Source organism: Paraglaciecola sp. T6c (assembly GCF_000014225.1).
GTDB classification, from domain to species: Bacteria; Pseudomonadota; Gammaproteobacteria; order Enterobacterales; family Alteromonadaceae; genus Paraglaciecola; species Paraglaciecola atlantica_A.
This window is the reverse complement of sequence record NC_008228.1, coordinates 409,561-425,076: the sequence shown is the minus strand read 5'-3', so window position 1 is coordinate 425,076 and position 15,516 is coordinate 409,561. Positions and strand designations below refer to the sequence as shown.

Genomic DNA, 15,516 nt, shown 5'->3' with positions numbered 1-15,516 from the left:
AGTGGACACCTGCACCCAAATGCATGAGTGCAGTACTCAGAGTTAGTCTTTTGCAGGCATATCCTGCAGTAGCTTGATAATAGTGCGGTTATTATTTAATTCCGCCAGTTCGACCAAGTAATCTTTCTCAAGACTTTGCATCGGCCCATTGGGCAGTAACTCTTTCACGGTTTGCTCTTCGCCATTGGCAATCGCGGTTTTTAAAGCGGCAAAGTGCGCGATACCATGTTCATTTTGATCCTGTTTATGAGATGTCATCATGTGTCCTCCATCAAGAATTCACCTCTAACCTAACAGTTCAACCTTGGCGGGATCAACCAGACCTCACAATTTGTAACCTTTGAGTTTGCATTATCATACTGAATACAGCGGCAGATAAAAAAGCTGATTGGAGGTGAACTAGAGTGCCGGTTTGTCGCCGTAGACAGATTATGAATAAGTAGAAAGCGTGGCAACACAGACAACTGTCACCAGTAGCAGGTGACAGTTGTGCCGTAAAAAATACATATCCGATTGAAATACCCACACCCGCCACTTATTTTGCGCTAGGAGCAAGCTTGCGCTTGGTGGGTTATATCTTCTTTTTGTTGCTCCGCTTGTTCAAATCGGCTGATCAATGCACTTCTGATCCAAAGTGTTGCTATAGCTAGAACAACCCCTTTAGCCGCCATACTTGCGCCGGCATCATCGGGCAGCAAGAACAAGTTACGACTACCAATGAAATAAATACCTAACGCAATGGCGGTAGGCCAAGCACTGACTGTATTTATTGCTAATCCCGCTAACACGTAACTCAGGCCTACGGATAACAGCGGCATGTAAATAAAAGCACTTAGTAAGGGAGAGTTCGGGTTAATGTAACCAAAAAGGCTTAAAGGCATGGCACACAGTCCAATCAACAGACCTACAAAGATTGGAGCCTTATGGATCCCGACCAAATTGGATAGCTCTTGAAAGATAACTCCTCTCCAGCAAGCCTCGAAGGGAAACACAACTAAAATAGCCATTAGCACCCCAACAACAGTGATCGTAAGACACAAGTTAAAGGCAAAGAAAGCGTAGGATTGAGGCTCGTTACCTAACAACAACGCGACATTAGTTATGTGGATTTGTTGGCGTACTGTATCTAAAAAATACACTTGATCGTTTAGATGTCCCAGTCGCCCAAAATACAAAGAGCCTTGCTCTGCGAACAATAATACGAAGCCAGTAAAAATACCTATCCCCATCCATTTAATATCGATACGTTTCACACTGTTTAGCATCAAGTGAATGCATTTTTTTCCACTTAATAAACACGCCAATAAGGGGATCCACATTAAGCTCACTATTAGCACTCCCCCAAAGCTAATAATGTCGATATAGGCAAATAAACATTGCACTGAGATACTGGTGAAAAAAATAACGGCAATAAGAAAGTTAAACTTTTTTATGGTGAGTTGCATGTACGCCTCCTTAGCTTGCTAAAGCATCGAATTGTTGCCAATTGATTTGGCGGTGAATATTCAATAAAGGCACTTGAATCGTATCAACGGCTTCTTCCCAAGTTTTCCCCGTTGTCGTTAACGCGTGGTATTGATCATAGTAAAAGCCAACTTTGCCGTCTGCTTGGCATTGTTGCTCGATAAAACGCAGAGAAAAGGTGAGGATATACTCTATATCTAAACGCCGAATATCTGGTATTTGCTCTTCTAAAGTCTTGAGCACCGTCAGTGCTAATGGCAAGTTGTAATCATTAAGCAGTCTAACCAACTGTCCTGAAGCATATGCTGCGAAGTAAGATAATGAGGGGCCTCTTGCCCATATGCTATCTATATGGGTCGCGGCGAGTCTAAATGTCATGCCCGCCACAAGCATTGTGTGGTAATGCTTGACCCACGTTTGAAATTCATCACTGGTTTCACTTAGCTTTTCGAAACCTTCTGGCTCACCTGGGCCCGGTACTATAGTGTGATCTATTAAATTCTTGTCTACCAAGTCTAATGCATACTGTAAATGCCAACGCTTGCAAAGTCCTGTCAAAATCAAACACATCAATAACTCTAACGCCAAATCTAAATTATTATTTGCCATATAGCGCACGAAAAGAGCTTCTAGAGCTTGTAACTGAAGGTGTCCGTACGTAGGCTCAAGCCCAAGAAAGTCATGATTGACCTTCATACCAGTCAAGTAAAAAATATTATGCGTTAAAGCATAAGCTTGCGCTTCATCACATTGAATCGGATCTGGCAGACGATTCATGTTGGTCAACCTATTCACCTCTTCAACTGAATACGGCATTTCAGATAACCCATACATTTTTGCGAAAAACAGGTTATCCATCAGTCGAAAAGGGGGGAGTTCTATAGATCGTAAATGAGTAGATAGGTAAGTATCTTCGAAATAAGCATCTAGTTTTTCAGTACTTTTGCCCAAGCTGTTTGCCACAGCGACAGGGAATGCATAAAGACCATATGTGGAGAGATTCCGCCTAGCTAAATCCAGGTAGTCGTTGCAAGAGATGGTTTCCCAATAGCTCTCAACTAATGCTGTTGGTGATCCAAATGCTTCATATTGTGCGGCTACATATATGTACAAGCCAGCTTCGCCGAACGCTTTACGGCGATAATCAGTCCCTTTGGGGCAGTCAGCGACTAGCGGTTGGAAGCATGACAAGTTTCTATCTACCCAGTTATCAATTTTATTAATTCTTTTTTCTAAGTATTTTAACGTCGTACTACTTTCTGCAAAATTTTGATTATTCATGATAGTCATTCCTTATTTAAGTTCGTTAATAGTAATCAAAGACAACATTAAGCGAACTGTAAGATCTATCAGTTAACCTCAATTAAACACTAAAAATAATAACCTGATACTTTTTACAGTTTCCCAAATCAAAAAAACAAACAATTATTACCCCATCAATTTCAGGGGAAACAAAATGAATAAATTGAAAAGTGAATCATTTAGGAAAGACATAGAAAACAAAATTAAAAACATAGACATTTGGATAGATGAAAATAAAGAATATTTTGATTTATATAGAATTTCAGATAGTGAAACTACATTTTTACATAGAAAGTCATTTTGCGAATATTCTCTGTATTTACTAGTGTGTAATAACCATACAATTAAATCAAAAAGCAAAATCGTTGAAAAACAATTCTTTGATCAACTGAAAGATGAAAAATTTCTTCAATTAGCTAAAGCAAATCGCGAACTTTTCCTCGCCTTTGGATTACCCATTGCAGTCGCGAAGCACCTTGGGGTTAACAACACAGAACACGAAAACTATTTTACGGACGAGCTTTATTCACAACATGCACGTTCGTTGGAGTTAGTGCCCTTTCGTATGATGGATTATATTTTTGCTACGCAGATCCACGGCGACTTAGCACATATATTCCCAGTAAAAAGTCTATATGCCATGTCAAACTTCACCCGTTTACCCGACCCTATTCACACTGATGAGTCCCAGGCATACGCTTTAACGCATAACGTGTTTTATCTGACCGGCATGCGCAAATGCCATGACTTTTTAGATGTTGGGCTGCGTTTCGACCATGGGATTGCCGGCTCTCTAGAGGCCCTGCTAATAAAATATATTGCAAAGCAAGATCTCGACGTATCGCTAGAGTTACTTGCGTCCCTCGCCTTAACTGGGCATTGCAAAGAATGGCATTTGGACTTGGTTTTTTGTGAAATCGCCAAGGTGATACAAAACGACACAATCATTCCAGGTCCGGTAGGGCGAATGGGTGATGATGTTAAGCAGCGCCACGGAGAAAAGTTCCAAACGTGGGCTAAAAATTATCACACCATGCTGGTCGCAGCGATGTGCTTGCGAATTATTTATGATCAATTAGACGACATTTTTGTTGACGCGGATCCTGTCGATTTAAAGCTCATATATTCCCTGGGTCACTCCCTAAGATTAGCCGACGAGTACAACCTTCCCCTTCTACTGACCGTTCTCAAATCACTTGAAACTGATCGTGAAGCAATTGAGACAGTCGGTTTGGGCCATGTCATTGATAACACAATTCAATTTGTTAATTCACAACGGAATGAGCGCGGCTCTATTGGCTATTTTCATGACGAAAAAATGAAGAATAAAAGTAACTGCTTCGAAACTTCAGTCCACAACACGATTAAAAAGATTGATGACTGTATCGACTGGAAGAAACTAGCAATTGCTTAAAAAATTGGATAGCTAACGCACTTATTTGCGTTAGTCATTCATAACTTGTTATCGCAACAAAAATTAGTTCGTTCGATAACGTATATAAAACGAAAGGAGAAACACCATGCAACTTAACTTCGCAACCCAAGGCGTAAATTTCATCGCATTCACTGGCTATGCACTGGTATATGACGCGCAAGAACTAGGTGACTTAACTGCCGCAGTAAACACCGATCTTATGAACGTACTCGCTGACAAAGTGGACCCTGCATTACTTGATGCAGCGACACATGCAGCCAATAGCATTAACGACATCGCTAGCAACGTATCAGTTAGCTAATCACACACTAAAAAAGGAGAAACACCATGCAACTTAACTTCGCAACGCAAGGCGTAAATTTCATCGCATTCACTGGCTATGCACTGGTATATGACGCACAAGAACTAGGTGACTTAACTGCCGCAGTAAACACCGATCTTATGAATGTACTCGCTGACAAAGTGGACCCTGCATTACTTGATGCAGCGACACAAGCAGCCAATAGCATTAACGACCTCGCTAGCAACGTATCTGTTAGCTAATCACACACTAAAAAAGGAGAAACACCATGCAACTTAACTTCGCAACCCAAGGCGTAAATTTCATCGCATTCACTGGCTATGCACTGGTATATGACGCGCAAGAACTAGGTGACTTAACTGCCGCAGTAAACACCGATCTTATGAATGTACTCGCTGACAAAGTGGACCCTGCATTACTTGATGCAGCGACACATGCAGCCAATAGCATTAACGACCTCGCTAGCAACGTATCTGTTAGCTAATAACACACTAAAAAAGGAGAAACACCATGCAACTTAACTTCGCAACCCAAGGCGTAAATTTCATCGCATTCACTGACTATGCGCTGGTATATGACGCGCAAGAACTAGGTGACTTAACTGCTGCAGTAAACACCGACCTTATGAACGTACTCGCTGACAAAGTGGACCCTGCATTACTTGATGCAGCGACACAAGTAGCCAATAGCATTAACGACATCGCTAGCAACGTATCTGTTAGCTAATCACACACTAAAAAAGGAGAAACACCATGCAACTTAACTTCGCAACCCAAGGCGTAAATTTCATCGCATTTACTGACTATGCGCTGGTATATGACGCAAAAGAACTAGGTGACTTAACTGCTGCAGTAAACACCGACCTTATGAACGTACTCGCTGACAAAGTGGACCCTGCATTACTTGATGCAGCGACACATGCAGCCAATAGCATTAACGACATCGCTAGCAAAGTTTCTGTTAGCTAATAAGTGACCTGGCGGTGCAAGCCGCCCTTAATTTAAAAAGGATTCTTTATGAAAGGCTCGGCATTTTCAGTAAACGGTGTACACTTTTATTCAATGACAAACTATTACTTCATTGTAAAAACAGATGAAGTAGAAAATATAACAGCGATTGCAAACTCCGATTTGTTAAATCAACTCTATGACAAAATCGATCCGCAAATTATGGATGCTGCTACACAAGCTTCTGATTTGATTAGTTCAAGTACTTTGGCTTAGCATATACGGCGCCAGTGGTAATTTGAATCCTGGCGCAGTCTTTCACTCATCATCACGCTTATTTTCCCCACCGAATGTATATCAGCAAACGATAATTTTTAATATTTCGTGCCACCTCAATTTTGAAACACATATCAGCACCCTGACTTATCATCATTCGCTAAAGGCTGAAGGCTGAAGGCTGAAGGCTGAAAAAGTAAACGCTCACTTACTAAAAAAACCACAGTTACTTCAATGATATAGGCGTACCTAACTCAGTCACCTTTTTGTATGCAGTAGCTTATGTTCATGAAGTCGAGCTTCGCTTGCGCAGCTGTAGATTAGTTAAAATAGCCTAGGGAACTGCATTAACCTGTTTAAAATGACAATACAAGCGCTTAACAGGATACAGACAACACTGTTCACCTATCCCTTTTTATAAGGCATAAGAGCGTTTGAGAAATGATCTAAAACACCATTTCAATAGATTATATTTATTAAGATATTTGATATCTATTTCGGGGAAAATGAGAAAACAGTTGGGAAGTAAAAAAGATGAATGTTCGGGCGACGTACAAAAAACGAGCGCCCAATAGTATAGGAATATATTGTTAATGAATAGGATTAATATTTAAATTGTTGTCCACTTTAACCCATAGGGCGACAGATTTCTCTACCCCAATTTGCATCGCCTGACCATCTCCCATTCTGCGCATATTTACGCCCAAATACCGAAGAATTCGCTCACAGGCCGTGGTGGTTACCAGTACATAATCTGTAATGCCATTTTTAATCGCAAATGAATAAAATGAACTTACTAAAGCAGCTGTATCTTCGCTTGCGACTCGAGCAGATTTCCCTGTTCTATTTTTACTAATAGCAAAGCGACTTATTTCCCAAATATTTTTTTCCTCAGGTGCTAACTCCCCTCTCAATAACTCTGGGAATATATCTTTTAGCATATAACTTTTTGTTGTTGGTATTGCACGCCATCCACCAACAATATCATCGCTCTCATTCAACATAGCAATATAACTTGGCTGCTGGTTATCAAAAAAGTCTTTTTCCAAGCCTTTATCAGATTCGACATCCCAACCTAATCGCCCTTTAAAGACTTCAGATCTTAATTTGAACATATCATTAATTAACTCTGGATTACGTCCAAATTCATTATTGTTTTTATCTATTACTTTTATTTGTCTCATTGCGTTGAACCTAGTTTAGTTAACTTGCAACTAAGCATATTCAACGAAATTCAATAAATTCAGCTATCACATTTTACAGTAGGGTTTTAATCATTGTCCCTAGCCTAATTCCAATAATTTTCTCCTGTAGTATCTGACAGTATTTTTATAAAACACCGTCAGATCTAACAGGATATATAAAAATTTAAAGCAGCTAAAATATCGAAATGGAGTTAAGTGGATACCGCAATGAACAACAATATTTTTGCCTTACGTTCTCGCTGTTTGTCGTTAGTAATAGATAAAGCAGCGTCTATTTCACATTATTGTGGCGCAGCTTGGTTATTTTGTCTTAAGGGCAAGATACTAAAGCTTCAAGGAAGCACTCAGCTGGAATCTGAAGCTCTGCTACTGAGTCAGATAAAGGCAAGTGGTGCCGGGGCAGACCTTTACTTGTCCTTGCCTCCAAATGCTTTGATTAAGGATAGTAACGCACTGGTTAAAAGTGCCACCGACGCAGGTATCGTCAACATTCTGTATCCGCGTATACCTGCTCATTTTAGGTTTAGTGACAATCATAAAACCAATTTTCTTTCTAATAATATCAACGTTATTGCTATCAACAATGCCTTGATGGATCTCGGGACGGTTATAACCATGCAGACCAACGAACAAAAGAAAAGGCCTTGGATAAGTTGTATCACGTGTGCTGATCTGTCGGGCAGAAAAGCGGATTTCTCTACGTTTGATGGGGATATAGAAGCGATCAACTATATAAAAAGGTTGGTTGGCAATATGGAGTTTGTAGCTGAAGAGCCCGGTTGTTTGCCATTCAATGTCAGCAACACAAAAAATAATGCTAACCAAGCTGTTCAACATCACACTGTCAATAGTTTACTGGACGTGAAGAAACTTTTAGCACACGCGTGCGAACATAAGATGACCTGTGGACTGATCATTGTTCACACTGATTTAGCTAAAGAAATGATCGTGAGTGGCCTCGTCGACGAAATGATTTATTATCTATGCTTACACCAGACCGAACTCGAAAATACTCAACCGATAAACTTACTGAATAACGATTGGAAAATATCCAGCAGCTATCACTTCAGTAAGGGGATAAGGTTTAACGCTCGTCCTGAATCTGATATGACTAAACAACAATTTAACAGTGAGCATCGTTTATACCTAAATTAGATATTTGGTTTAATAATGCCCTTCTTAATCGCTAGCGCGACAGCATGCTGTCGATTAATAGCGCCTAGCTTGGTGTTTGAGTTACCTAAGTGAAATAAAACTGTTCGCTCAGAAACATTTATTATCTGCGAAATTTCCCAGGCAGTTTTACCTTCACAAGCCCAAAACAGGCATTCAAGTTCTCTTTTCGTTAGCTCCCGTCTATCTGTTTCGTCGCTTGCACTTATCTCAAGCAGAACGTATCGCTCGAATAAGTGCGTTGCAAATGTGTGGCAAAACATCTGAGCGTTATCTAATACTCTATTCGCATCGGAACGTTCATCTATCGCTACACTGAATACGGCGATATTCTCAGAAGTAGATCGAATAGGGATGCTTAGCCCATTGTACAAGCCATATGCCGCTGCTTTTTCGAAAACGAGCAAACCTTTAGTAGAAGAAAAGTCTTGGTACTCAACGAGTTTGTCCCAGCGGATAGGAGATTGCTTTTCAAAGATGTATTTAACAACAGGGTCGTTTTGTTGTTCACTTTCCTTAAAGTAAAACTCGAGCCATTTCTCTGGATAATTCGAAATAACTCTAATCGTCGGTGAGTATGAGGATGTTTGCCCGATGACGCCCAATAAATAAAACGGGATATCAATTAGCTGACAGAACCTTTCGCAAGTTTCCTTTAGAGCATCAATTGAGCTACTTTCGTCTACACTTTCTAGTAATTCGTAGAATTCTTCGACTTGCATCATCCCTTCCTTGCTGGAAATGTTTTTAGATTTTAGTCACGAAGAGTGCATTTGCGTCATTAAGCATGTAGCACTCGTTCATTTAATAACCAAGCTAGCAAAAAATGGTAAGTAAAACTACCAAAAGATCACACTATTAATCTGCAAACCTGTCAAAAGTAACAAGTAGGAAGTAGCACATAAGCTCCTACAATAGGGGTTCTGTAACCTACAGAGGTCACGCAATATGTTAAACGCAAGGTTTCCAAAAAAACAAGTTCAGCTGGAAATACAAAAATTAAGCAAGTCGTACGACGAAAATCAAACAGCGCTCAATAACATAAGCTTAACGTTAACTCCTGGCATAATTGGATTAGTCGGATCAAACGGTGCCGGCAAATCGACTCTGCTTAAGTTAATTGCGCAGTTGGAGCGTCCCAGCTCTGGCAGCATCCAATTAAATGGCCAAGATGTGGCAGATTGCCCGCACTTAATCAGGCAACGATTAGGCCTGCTCCCGCAACACTTTGCTGTCTATGAAAATTTAACGGCAAAACAATTTTTGCAGTATTTAGCCGCGGTTAAACAGGTGGCCAGAACGCATGTAGAGCAAGATATCTCTGAATTGTTACATGCGCTCAACTTACATGAATTTGAAAACCAAAAAATTTCAACGTTTTCAGGTGGCATGCGTCAACGAATCGGTATCGCACAAGCGCTGCTTGGAGCACCCGACATACTGATTTTTGATGAGCCTACCGTTGGGTTAGACCCCCATGAACGAGTTGCCTTTCGCAGCCTGCTAAAGAAATTAGCCAAAGACAAAATTATTATTTTATCTAGCCATATCATTTCTGACCTCGCCTCGATATCAGATAATATCTTAGTACTCGCTAGGGGAGAGGTTTGTGCCTTCAACACACCTGAAAATTTACTTCAGCATATGAAGGGAAAGGTGTGGGACATCATGGTGGAAAACTCAGAAGTGAGGCAAATTGAGACCCTGTTTAAAGTTTGTGATACACAATCTTTTGACGAGAAAACGCGATTAAGGGTTATTCACGACACTCCCCCTAATGAATGTGCCAGTTCTATCGCCCCCAATTTAGAAGACGCGTATCTATTTTTTACAGCCCCTTGCCCTTTGCAGGAGCACTAAAATGAACTGGTATTTCTGGCGAATTGTTCGATTAGACTTATACAACAGGATCCACAAAACTAACTGGTGGTTAGCTTGTCTTTGCATGATAGCAACGACATTGTTTCTTTTTCCTGATGCGAGCGCTGGATACGCCGTCTTAGATATTAATGGCTATCGGGGAATATACAATTCGGCGTGGATGGGGGAGTCGGTAGCATTAGTCAGTTCTTCGTTCCTGCTGCTGTTTGGGTATTACTTACTATCAGGTATTGTTGCCCAAGAAAAAACATCTCAAATGCAAAGCTTACTACTCTCTTCTTCCTTCACCATCAATCAGTACTTAAGCACTAAGTTTGTAGTCAATGTTTTACTGCTAAATATCATTGGCACTTTGATGATAGCAGCTGCCATGTTGCAACAGTTAATCGCTCAAGAGCAAACTACCATATATGTTACTGCGTACCTCTTGCCCTACCTAGTGCTCATACTCCCAGTCACTATTTTGGCAAGTTGCTTTGCATTATTATTTGATATTCTCCCTGAAAAAATACGTAAATATAGCAACCTAATCTACTTTTTCGTTTGGGCGTCACTCAGTACTTTAAATATTTTTGGATTATCCGCTCACAGCGAATTTACCCGGCAAATGGAGCAAGCCGCCCCCTCACTAACCGCAGGGCAAGCCCAACATATATCGATAGGAATATCGAAGCTGAATCGCATTCAAGAAACATTTGATTGGCAAGGGGTCAATTATGACACCTTTGTTTTCATACCCGTTATTTTACAGCTATTATCAGGCTTAGTAGTTTTCGCAATCACGTTGAAGCTAGCAAATGGTTCGTGTCACCTGCTATATCAGAGTAAATCAACTCGTTCCACCACAGGTTCTACTTCGAAAAAAACGTCATCAAGTTCCTTCGCGCTCACTAATTATCTCTTTACTCTAAATACACGTTACCCACTGTTAAGCGCGGAATTAGGGATGCTGAGCACTCTTTTAAACCGCCGCTTTTGGGTGATTGCTACGTGCTTATTTTCAGTTTCTTTATTGGTTTCACTCGATACTCTACGCGCAGTCATATTAGCTATTATCTGGCTCCTTCCTGTGGTCACAGTTTGCCAATTAAGTATATGCGATGAGCGCTCTGACACCGTGGGGCTTTTATCAGCCTACCGAAATCAACTCACCTTAAAGCTGACACGAGTGCTTGGGGCAAGCATATTTACAGGCCTATGTTGCTTGGGTGCGTTAATCAGGTTTGCAATAGAAGGGGATTTTATTGCGGTACTTCATCTTCTGGGATACTGCTTACTACTCCCATTGGGATCAGTCACGAGCAGCATGATTTTACATTCGCAAAAGATGTTTCAATTGATTTTTTTGTTCTGCTGGATAACCAGTGTGGTCAACCACGCCCCTTATAGTGATCTGATTGGTGTGACAGCCAGCAGTCAAGGCTTTAGCACGACATGGATGGCTAATTTAACCCTATTTATCCTGCTCATTGGATATCATGCCAATCCTTTTACCATGCGATGCAACTTCTTGTATGGAAAAAGCAAAAAAGCAGTGGTTGAAGAGGTAAGAAGCGGTGCTAATTAGATTAAATTCTATTGCACCGCGCCAATTACCTAGCTGAATTTAGCCGTTTAATGCCGCCAACATAGTCTGCGCGTCACTGACTTCAAACTTGCCAGGGGCTTCGATGTTTAGTGCCTTAACGACACCGTTTTCCACTAGCATAGAATAACGGCCAGAGCGTAAGCCACCGAAGGTGCCTGTGTCTTTAGCAAGGCCAATGGCTTGGCTAAACGCAGCACCGCCATCAGCGAGCATAGTCACGTTCTCTGCGTTTTGTGACTTGCCCCAGGCTTCCATCACAAATGCATCGTTCACCGATAAACAGATAATGCTATCAACGCCTTTTGCCGCTAGTTTGTCAGCCAAAGCAATATAGCCTGGCAAATGGGTATTCGAACAAGTTGGTGTAAATGCGCCAGGAACAGCAAACAACACCACTTTCTTATCCGCAAATAAGTCAACGGTTGTGGGGTTACTAGCTTCGCCATTTTCGCGCAAGCTAAAAGTCACTTCGGGTAAGGTATCGCCAACGTTGATCATAATATTTCCTTGGTTAAATGAGTAATAGACATGACATTACTTAGGTTGCAGCAAATCCCACTTGTTGCCAAAACAGTCTTGGAATATTGCCACTGTGGCGTAGGGCTCATCTCTTGGCTCTTCTAAAAAGACCACTTCGCGTTGCAGCATGTTTTGATAATCACGGTGAAAGTCATCCGTTTGCAGGAAAAACGACACACTACCACCTGTTTGATTGCCCACCCATTGCTGCTGGTTAACAGCCGCTTTCATCAGCACTAAAGCGGCACCTATTTGGCCAGCATCATTGTTTGGAGCAATCCGCACCCAGCGAGAATCTGGGCCGTTTTTAATATCCTCAAGCAAAGTGAAACCCAATGACTGGGTGTAAAACTCAATGCCTTTATCGTAATCGTCGACCAATACACTTACGTTACATACGCTTTGTTGCATGTTATTCCTTTTAAGTAAAACCCAATAAATGAGGAACAGCGGTTTCGGCGCTAATTAATCAGATATACATCAAAGCGATTCGCCTTGCCTTGCATTTCGATATGGGGCTTTTGCTGTGCTAAAAAAGGGGCACCGGCTGGGCGTTTTACCACCACGCGCTTTTTGGCTAACGCGAGTGCGGGGGCGAGCAGCCCATCGGCGTCTTCGTCAGGACCAAGCAATTGCTGAAAAAGGCGCATTTCTTTTTTCACTGCAGCACTTTTTTTACGATGCGGGAACATAGGGTCAAGGTACACCACATCGGGAGCAAGATTTGCTGGTTCGTTACACCAGTTCGCCATTAAATCAACGGCGATGCCATGATGTAAGCGCATTCGTTGGGGCAGCCAAGCACTTAGCTCTGCACTGTGGTGTGCTCGCTCAAGTCCATCTGCTAACAAGGCGGCTACCACTGGGGAGCGCTCAATCATATCAACCCTGCAGCCTAGGCTTGCGAGCACGAACGCATCTCGCCCAAGGCCTGCTGTGGCATCTAAAACTCTCCATTCGCTCTGCCCTTTTAAACCAACCGCTTTGGCGACGGCTTCTTTTTTACCACCACCGTGCAGTCGCCTAAACGTCAGGGCGTCAGAGGCAAAGTCCACTAGTACCTCGCCTACTTTTGGCTCATCTAATTGCTTTAACGCTAAATGCGCTTCGCTTTGCATCAACACTAAGCCATGTCTGACATTACCATCGAAGTTCAATTGCCACACAGATGCTAAGTTTTTAGCTTTTTCAACAAGTTCGGGGCTGGCGTTTTCTGGCACAGTGACTACAGGAGCCATCTTTACAGGTGCTGTGGCTGGCGATTTTGCAACGGTATGTGTCACCGCGTTGATGTAAGAATTATCAGGCATGACCAAAATGCTCTTTGTGACCTAACCAGCGATTAATAATGGCTTGTGCATTTGCAGGATGTTGTTCCCATAATTTTACAGACAAGGTTTGTACCTGAGGAATAAGCTCGGCGTCACGCACCAAATCGGCGATACGCAAGTCAGCCAAGCCGGTTTGCTTGGTACCCAACAGTTCACCTGGGCCACGTATCTCTAAATCTTGTTGGGCAATATAAAAACCATCATGGGATTCACGCAGCACAGCTAATCGCTTTGCTGCCGTCTTTGACAAAGGGCTTTGATACATCAACACGCAGTGGCTTTCTACTGAGCCTCGCCCAACTCGCCCGCGAAGTTGATGTAATTGCGCTAAACCTAAACGTTCTGGGTTTTCGATGATCATCAAACTGGCGTTGGGCACATCGACCCCGACCTCGATTACGGTGGTAGCCACCAATAAGTCCATCTCGCCGTCTTTAAATTGCTGCATTAAACGCTGCTTTTCATCGGCTTTAAGGCGCCCGTGCACTAAACCAACCTTTAGTTCAGGCAAGGCTGTTGCTAAGGCAATAGCGGTTTCTTCTGCCGCTTGAGACTGCAACACTTCTGATTCTTCAATCAGGGTGCATACCCAATAGGTTTGCCTGCCTTGCTCTACAGTCGCCAAGCGCACCCGTTCAACCACTTCTATGCGTCTCGTTTCGGGCAATACCACAGTGGTAATAGGCCTGCGTCCGGGCGGTAGCTCGTCGATTACCGAAGTGTCTAGATCTGCATAGGCTGTCATCGCTAGTGTGCGTGGAATGGGCGTTGCAGTCATGATCAACTGATGAGGAAACGCCCCCTGCTGCACGCCTTTTTCACGCAATGCCAAGCGCTGATGCACCCCGAATCTGTGTTGCTCGTCCACAATGACCAGTGCCAAGGATTGGTATTGTACGGTCTCTTGAAACACAGCGTGAGTGCCTACCAGTAACTGCAGCTTGCCGCTGGCTAAATTTTCTAGGGTTTCGTTACGAGCTTTACCTTTTAACTTACCGGCCAGCCAGCCGACCTCGATACCTAGGGGAGCAAACCAACCTTGAAAATTGTTCATATGTTGTTCTGCCAGCAGCTCAGTAGGCGCCATCATAACCACTTGGTAGCCTGCACTGATCGCTGATAGCGCAGCCATGGCAGCGACCAGTGTTTTACCTGACCCTACGTCCCCTTGCACTAAACGCATCATGGGGGTTGGGCGCTGCATATCGTGTTGAATGTCGTTGATAACACGTTGCTGGGCACCCGTTAAATCAAATGGCAAGCTATCGAGTAGCTGTTTCAGCAGGGGCTCACTTGGGGTGATAGCAAAGCCTTTTTGCAACTGACTTTGCTGGCGTACTTTAAGCACACTTAAGTGATGGGCCAATAGCTCTTCTAGCGCTAAGCGCTGCTGAGCGGGGTGCTTACCTTCCTCAAGTAAAGCCAGCGTCACATCAGGAGGAGGCCTGTGTACTAAATGTAAAGCTTCAATTAAACCGACTTGCTGCTGATAAACATCCTCAGGTAGCAATTCAGCTAAACCGCCTTTATCAAGCAATGTGAGGGCTTGCTCGGTCAAATTACGCAAGGTAATTTGTTTGACGCCCTCAGTAGAGGGATAAACTGGCGTTAAAGATTCAGCCAACTGGGCGTTGGAATCTGCACTAATGGTTTTATATTCTGGGTGCATGATCTCTAGGCCATATTTGCCCGCACGTACCTCACCGAAACAACGAATGCGTGTACCGTTTTCTAAGCTGTTTTTTTGCGCCGCTGAAAAATGAAAAAAGCGTAATGTGATGGTGCCTGTGCCGTCGCTGATCCGCACTATTAGCATGCGTTTACGGCCAAACTGCACATCGCTAGACATGACTTCGCCTTCGACACTGGTATGCAAATGCGGCATTAGCTCAGCGATGGGATAAATGCGGGTCCGATCTTCATAACGATGGGGCAAGTGAAATAACAAGTCCTGCACTGATTGCAGGCCAAGCTTAACCAACTTTTCAGCGACTTTGCTGCCAACCCCTTTTAGCTGGGTGACTGGCGTCTGGGCTAGCCCTAACATCGAGAGTCCGAACCTTGCGCGAGCCGATTAGGGAAAGTGATTAAAAG

19 protein-coding genes are annotated in these 15,516 nt (G+C 42.8%); 10 read left to right on the top strand and 9 right to left on the bottom strand.

The genetic code is table 11. From position 1 onward, the window contains the following. Positions 1 to 42 precede the first annotated feature (42 nt). The 3 genes from PATL_RS01890 to PATL_RS01880 form a co-directional block, all read right to left on the bottom strand. Positions 43 to 258, bottom strand: coding sequence for a hypothetical protein (locus PATL_RS01890; protein ID WP_041714181.1), 216 nt, complete (start codon positions 256 to 258; stop codon positions 43 to 45). A gap of 287 nt (positions 259 to 545) precedes the next feature. Further along, positions 546 to 1,445 (bottom strand): hypothetical protein, encoded by a 900-nt coding sequence (locus PATL_RS01885; RefSeq protein WP_011573298.1) that lies wholly within the window; start codon positions 1,443 to 1,445, stop codon positions 546 to 548. 10 nt (positions 1,446 to 1,455) lie between these two features. Continuing rightward, positions 1,456 to 2,745, bottom strand: coding sequence for a DUF6895 family protein (locus PATL_RS01880; RefSeq protein ID WP_011573297.1), 1,290 nt, complete (start codon positions 2,743 to 2,745; stop codon positions 1,456 to 1,458). A gap of 175 nt (positions 2,746 to 2,920) precedes the next feature. Between PATL_RS01880 and PATL_RS01875 the strand changes: the two genes are divergently transcribed. From PATL_RS01875 to PATL_RS01845, 7 genes are all read left to right on the top strand, one after another. Next, a complete protein-coding gene (locus tag PATL_RS01875) occupies positions 2,921 to 4,180 on the top strand; it encodes a DUF6895 family protein (protein WP_011573296.1) in 1,260 nt (419 codons plus the stop codon). Positions 4,181 to 4,286: 106 nt separating this feature from the next. Next, positions 4,287 to 4,502 carry a hypothetical protein gene (locus PATL_RS01870; RefSeq protein ID WP_011573295.1) on the top strand — a complete coding sequence of 72 codons (216 nt, stop codon included), beginning with the start codon at positions 4,287 to 4,289 and terminating at the stop codon, positions 4,500 to 4,502. 26 nt (positions 4,503 to 4,528) lie between these two features. After that, on the top strand, positions 4,529 to 4,744 hold the full coding sequence (locus PATL_RS01865) for a hypothetical protein (protein WP_011573294.1): 216 nt from the start codon (positions 4,529 to 4,531) through the stop codon (positions 4,742 to 4,744). A gap of 26 nt (positions 4,745 to 4,770) precedes the next feature. Next, entirely contained in the window at positions 4,771 to 4,986 is a 216-nt protein-coding gene (locus tag PATL_RS01860; RefSeq protein WP_011573293.1) for a hypothetical protein, read from the top strand. Positions 4,987 to 5,012: 26 nt separating this feature from the next. Then, the gene (locus tag PATL_RS01855) at positions 5,013 to 5,228 is read left to right on the top strand and encodes a hypothetical protein (RefSeq protein ID WP_011573292.1); all 216 of its coding nucleotides are present in this window, start codon (positions 5,013 to 5,015) and stop codon (positions 5,226 to 5,228) included. A 26-nt stretch (positions 5,229 to 5,254) separates the two neighbouring features. Further along, the gene (locus PATL_RS01850; RefSeq protein ID WP_011573291.1) at positions 5,255 to 5,470 is read left to right on the top strand and encodes a hypothetical protein; all 216 of its coding nucleotides are present in this window, start codon (positions 5,255 to 5,257) and stop codon (positions 5,468 to 5,470) included. Between the two features lie 48 nt (positions 5,471 to 5,518). Beyond that, complete coding sequence (locus tag PATL_RS01845) at positions 5,519 to 5,725, top strand: hypothetical protein (protein WP_011573290.1); 207 nt, start codon at positions 5,519 to 5,521, stop codon at positions 5,723 to 5,725. 590 nt (positions 5,726 to 6,315) lie between these two features. On the opposite strand, the gene PATL_RS01840 is transcribed toward PATL_RS01845, so the two are convergent. Then, positions 6,316 to 6,909 carry an acyl-homoserine-lactone synthase gene (locus PATL_RS01840; RefSeq protein WP_011573289.1) on the bottom strand — a complete coding sequence of 198 codons (594 nt, stop codon included), beginning with the start codon at positions 6,907 to 6,909 and terminating at the stop codon, positions 6,316 to 6,318. Between the two features lie 228 nt (positions 6,910 to 7,137). On the opposite strand from PATL_RS01840, the gene PATL_RS01835 reads away from it, so the two are divergent. After that, on the top strand, positions 7,138 to 8,085 hold the full coding sequence (locus PATL_RS01835; RefSeq protein ID WP_041714180.1) for a hypothetical protein: 948 nt from the start codon (positions 7,138 to 7,140) through the stop codon (positions 8,083 to 8,085). Here PATL_RS01835 and PATL_RS01830 read toward each other — a convergent pair. Then, positions 8,082 to 8,828 carry a helix-turn-helix transcriptional regulator gene (locus PATL_RS01830; RefSeq protein ID WP_011573287.1) on the bottom strand — a complete coding sequence of 249 codons (747 nt, stop codon included), beginning with the start codon at positions 8,826 to 8,828 and terminating at the stop codon, positions 8,082 to 8,084. The two genes, PATL_RS01835 and PATL_RS01830, sit on opposite strands and share 4 nt — an antisense overlap. Positions 8,829 to 9,051: 223 nt before the next feature. On the opposite strand from PATL_RS01830, the gene PATL_RS01825 reads away from it, so the two are divergent. Then, positions 9,052 to 9,963 (top strand): ATP-binding cassette domain-containing protein, encoded by a 912-nt coding sequence (locus PATL_RS01825; RefSeq protein WP_011573286.1) that lies wholly within the window; start codon positions 9,052 to 9,054, stop codon positions 9,961 to 9,963. Between the two features lies 1 nt (position 9,964). After that, a complete protein-coding gene (locus PATL_RS01820) occupies positions 9,965 to 11,551 on the top strand; it encodes a hypothetical protein (RefSeq protein WP_011573285.1) in 1,587 nt (528 codons plus the stop codon). 39 nt (positions 11,552 to 11,590) lie between these two features. On the opposite strand, the gene PATL_RS01815 is transcribed toward PATL_RS01820, so the two are convergent. Genes PATL_RS01815 through recG form a run of 4 tightly spaced genes read right to left on the bottom strand, consistent with a single transcriptional unit; the run spans position 11,591 to position 15,469 of the window. Then, complete coding sequence (locus PATL_RS01815) at positions 11,591 to 12,070, bottom strand: peroxiredoxin (protein WP_011573284.1); 480 nt, start codon at positions 12,068 to 12,070, stop codon at positions 11,591 to 11,593. Positions 12,071 to 12,106: 36 nt separating this feature from the next. Continuing rightward, positions 12,107 to 12,502 carry a VOC family protein gene (locus PATL_RS01810; protein WP_011573283.1) on the bottom strand — a complete coding sequence of 132 codons (396 nt, stop codon included), beginning with the start codon at positions 12,500 to 12,502 and terminating at the stop codon, positions 12,107 to 12,109. Between the two features lie 50 nt (positions 12,503 to 12,552). After that, on the bottom strand, positions 12,553 to 13,401 hold the full coding sequence (locus PATL_RS01805) for a class I SAM-dependent methyltransferase (protein WP_011573282.1): 849 nt from the start codon (positions 13,399 to 13,401) through the stop codon (positions 12,553 to 12,555). Further along, positions 13,394 to 15,469, bottom strand: a complete 2,076-nt coding sequence (recG, locus tag PATL_RS01800; RefSeq protein ID WP_011573281.1) for an ATP-dependent DNA helicase RecG — start codon at positions 15,467 to 15,469, stop codon at positions 13,394 to 13,396. Before recG ends, PATL_RS01805 begins: the two co-directional genes overlap by 8 nt. Between the last annotated feature and the right edge of the window lie 47 nt (positions 15,470 to 15,516).

What these genes read in the sequence shown, in the direction of transcription:
- PATL_RS01890 (WP_041714181.1), bottom strand. Translation starts at nt 258, where the DNA reads ATGACATCTCATAAACAGGATCAAAATGAACATGGTATCGCGCACTTT.
- PATL_RS01885 (WP_011573298.1), bottom strand. Translation starts at nt 1,445, where the DNA reads ATGCAACTCACCATAAAAAAGTTTAACTTTCTTATTGCCGTTATTTTT.
- PATL_RS01880 (WP_011573297.1), bottom strand. Translation starts at nt 2,745, where the DNA reads ATGAATAATCAAAATTTTGCAGAAAGTAGTACGACGTTAAAATACTTA.
- PATL_RS01875 (WP_011573296.1), top strand. Translation starts at nt 2,921, where the DNA reads ATGAATAAATTGAAAAGTGAATCATTTAGGAAAGACATAGAAAACAAA.
- PATL_RS01870 (WP_011573295.1), top strand. Translation starts at nt 4,287, where the DNA reads ATGCAACTTAACTTCGCAACCCAAGGCGTAAATTTCATCGCATTCACT.
- PATL_RS01865 (WP_011573294.1), top strand. Translation starts at nt 4,529, where the DNA reads ATGCAACTTAACTTCGCAACGCAAGGCGTAAATTTCATCGCATTCACT.
- PATL_RS01860 (WP_011573293.1), top strand. Translation starts at nt 4,771, where the DNA reads ATGCAACTTAACTTCGCAACCCAAGGCGTAAATTTCATCGCATTCACT.
- PATL_RS01855 (WP_011573292.1), top strand. Translation starts at nt 5,013, where the DNA reads ATGCAACTTAACTTCGCAACCCAAGGCGTAAATTTCATCGCATTCACT.
- PATL_RS01850 (WP_011573291.1), top strand. Translation starts at nt 5,255, where the DNA reads ATGCAACTTAACTTCGCAACCCAAGGCGTAAATTTCATCGCATTTACT.
- PATL_RS01845 (WP_011573290.1), top strand. Translation starts at nt 5,519, where the DNA reads ATGAAAGGCTCGGCATTTTCAGTAAACGGTGTACACTTTTATTCAATG.
- PATL_RS01840 (WP_011573289.1), bottom strand. Translation starts at nt 6,909, where the DNA reads ATGAGACAAATAAAAGTAATAGATAAAAACAATAATGAATTTGGACGT.
- PATL_RS01835 (WP_041714180.1), top strand. Translation starts at nt 7,138, where the DNA reads ATGAACAACAATATTTTTGCCTTACGTTCTCGCTGTTTGTCGTTAGTA.
- PATL_RS01830 (WP_011573287.1), bottom strand. Translation starts at nt 8,828, where the DNA reads ATGATGCAAGTCGAAGAATTCTACGAATTACTAGAAAGTGTAGACGAA.
- PATL_RS01825 (WP_011573286.1), top strand. Translation starts at nt 9,052, where the DNA reads ATGTTAAACGCAAGGTTTCCAAAAAAACAAGTTCAGCTGGAAATACAA.
- PATL_RS01820 (WP_011573285.1), top strand. Translation starts at nt 9,965, where the DNA reads ATGAACTGGTATTTCTGGCGAATTGTTCGATTAGACTTATACAACAGG.
- PATL_RS01815 (WP_011573284.1), bottom strand. Translation starts at nt 12,070, where the DNA reads ATGATCAACGTTGGCGATACCTTACCCGAAGTGACTTTTAGCTTGCGC.
- PATL_RS01810 (WP_011573283.1), bottom strand. Translation starts at nt 12,502, where the DNA reads ATGCAACAAAGCGTATGTAACGTAAGTGTATTGGTCGACGATTACGAT.
- PATL_RS01805 (WP_011573282.1), bottom strand. Translation starts at nt 13,401, where the DNA reads ATGCCTGATAATTCTTACATCAACGCGGTGACACATACCGTTGCAAAA.
- recG (WP_011573281.1), bottom strand. Translation starts at nt 15,469, where the DNA reads ATGTTAGGGCTAGCCCAGACGCCAGTCACCCAGCTAAAAGGGGTTGGC.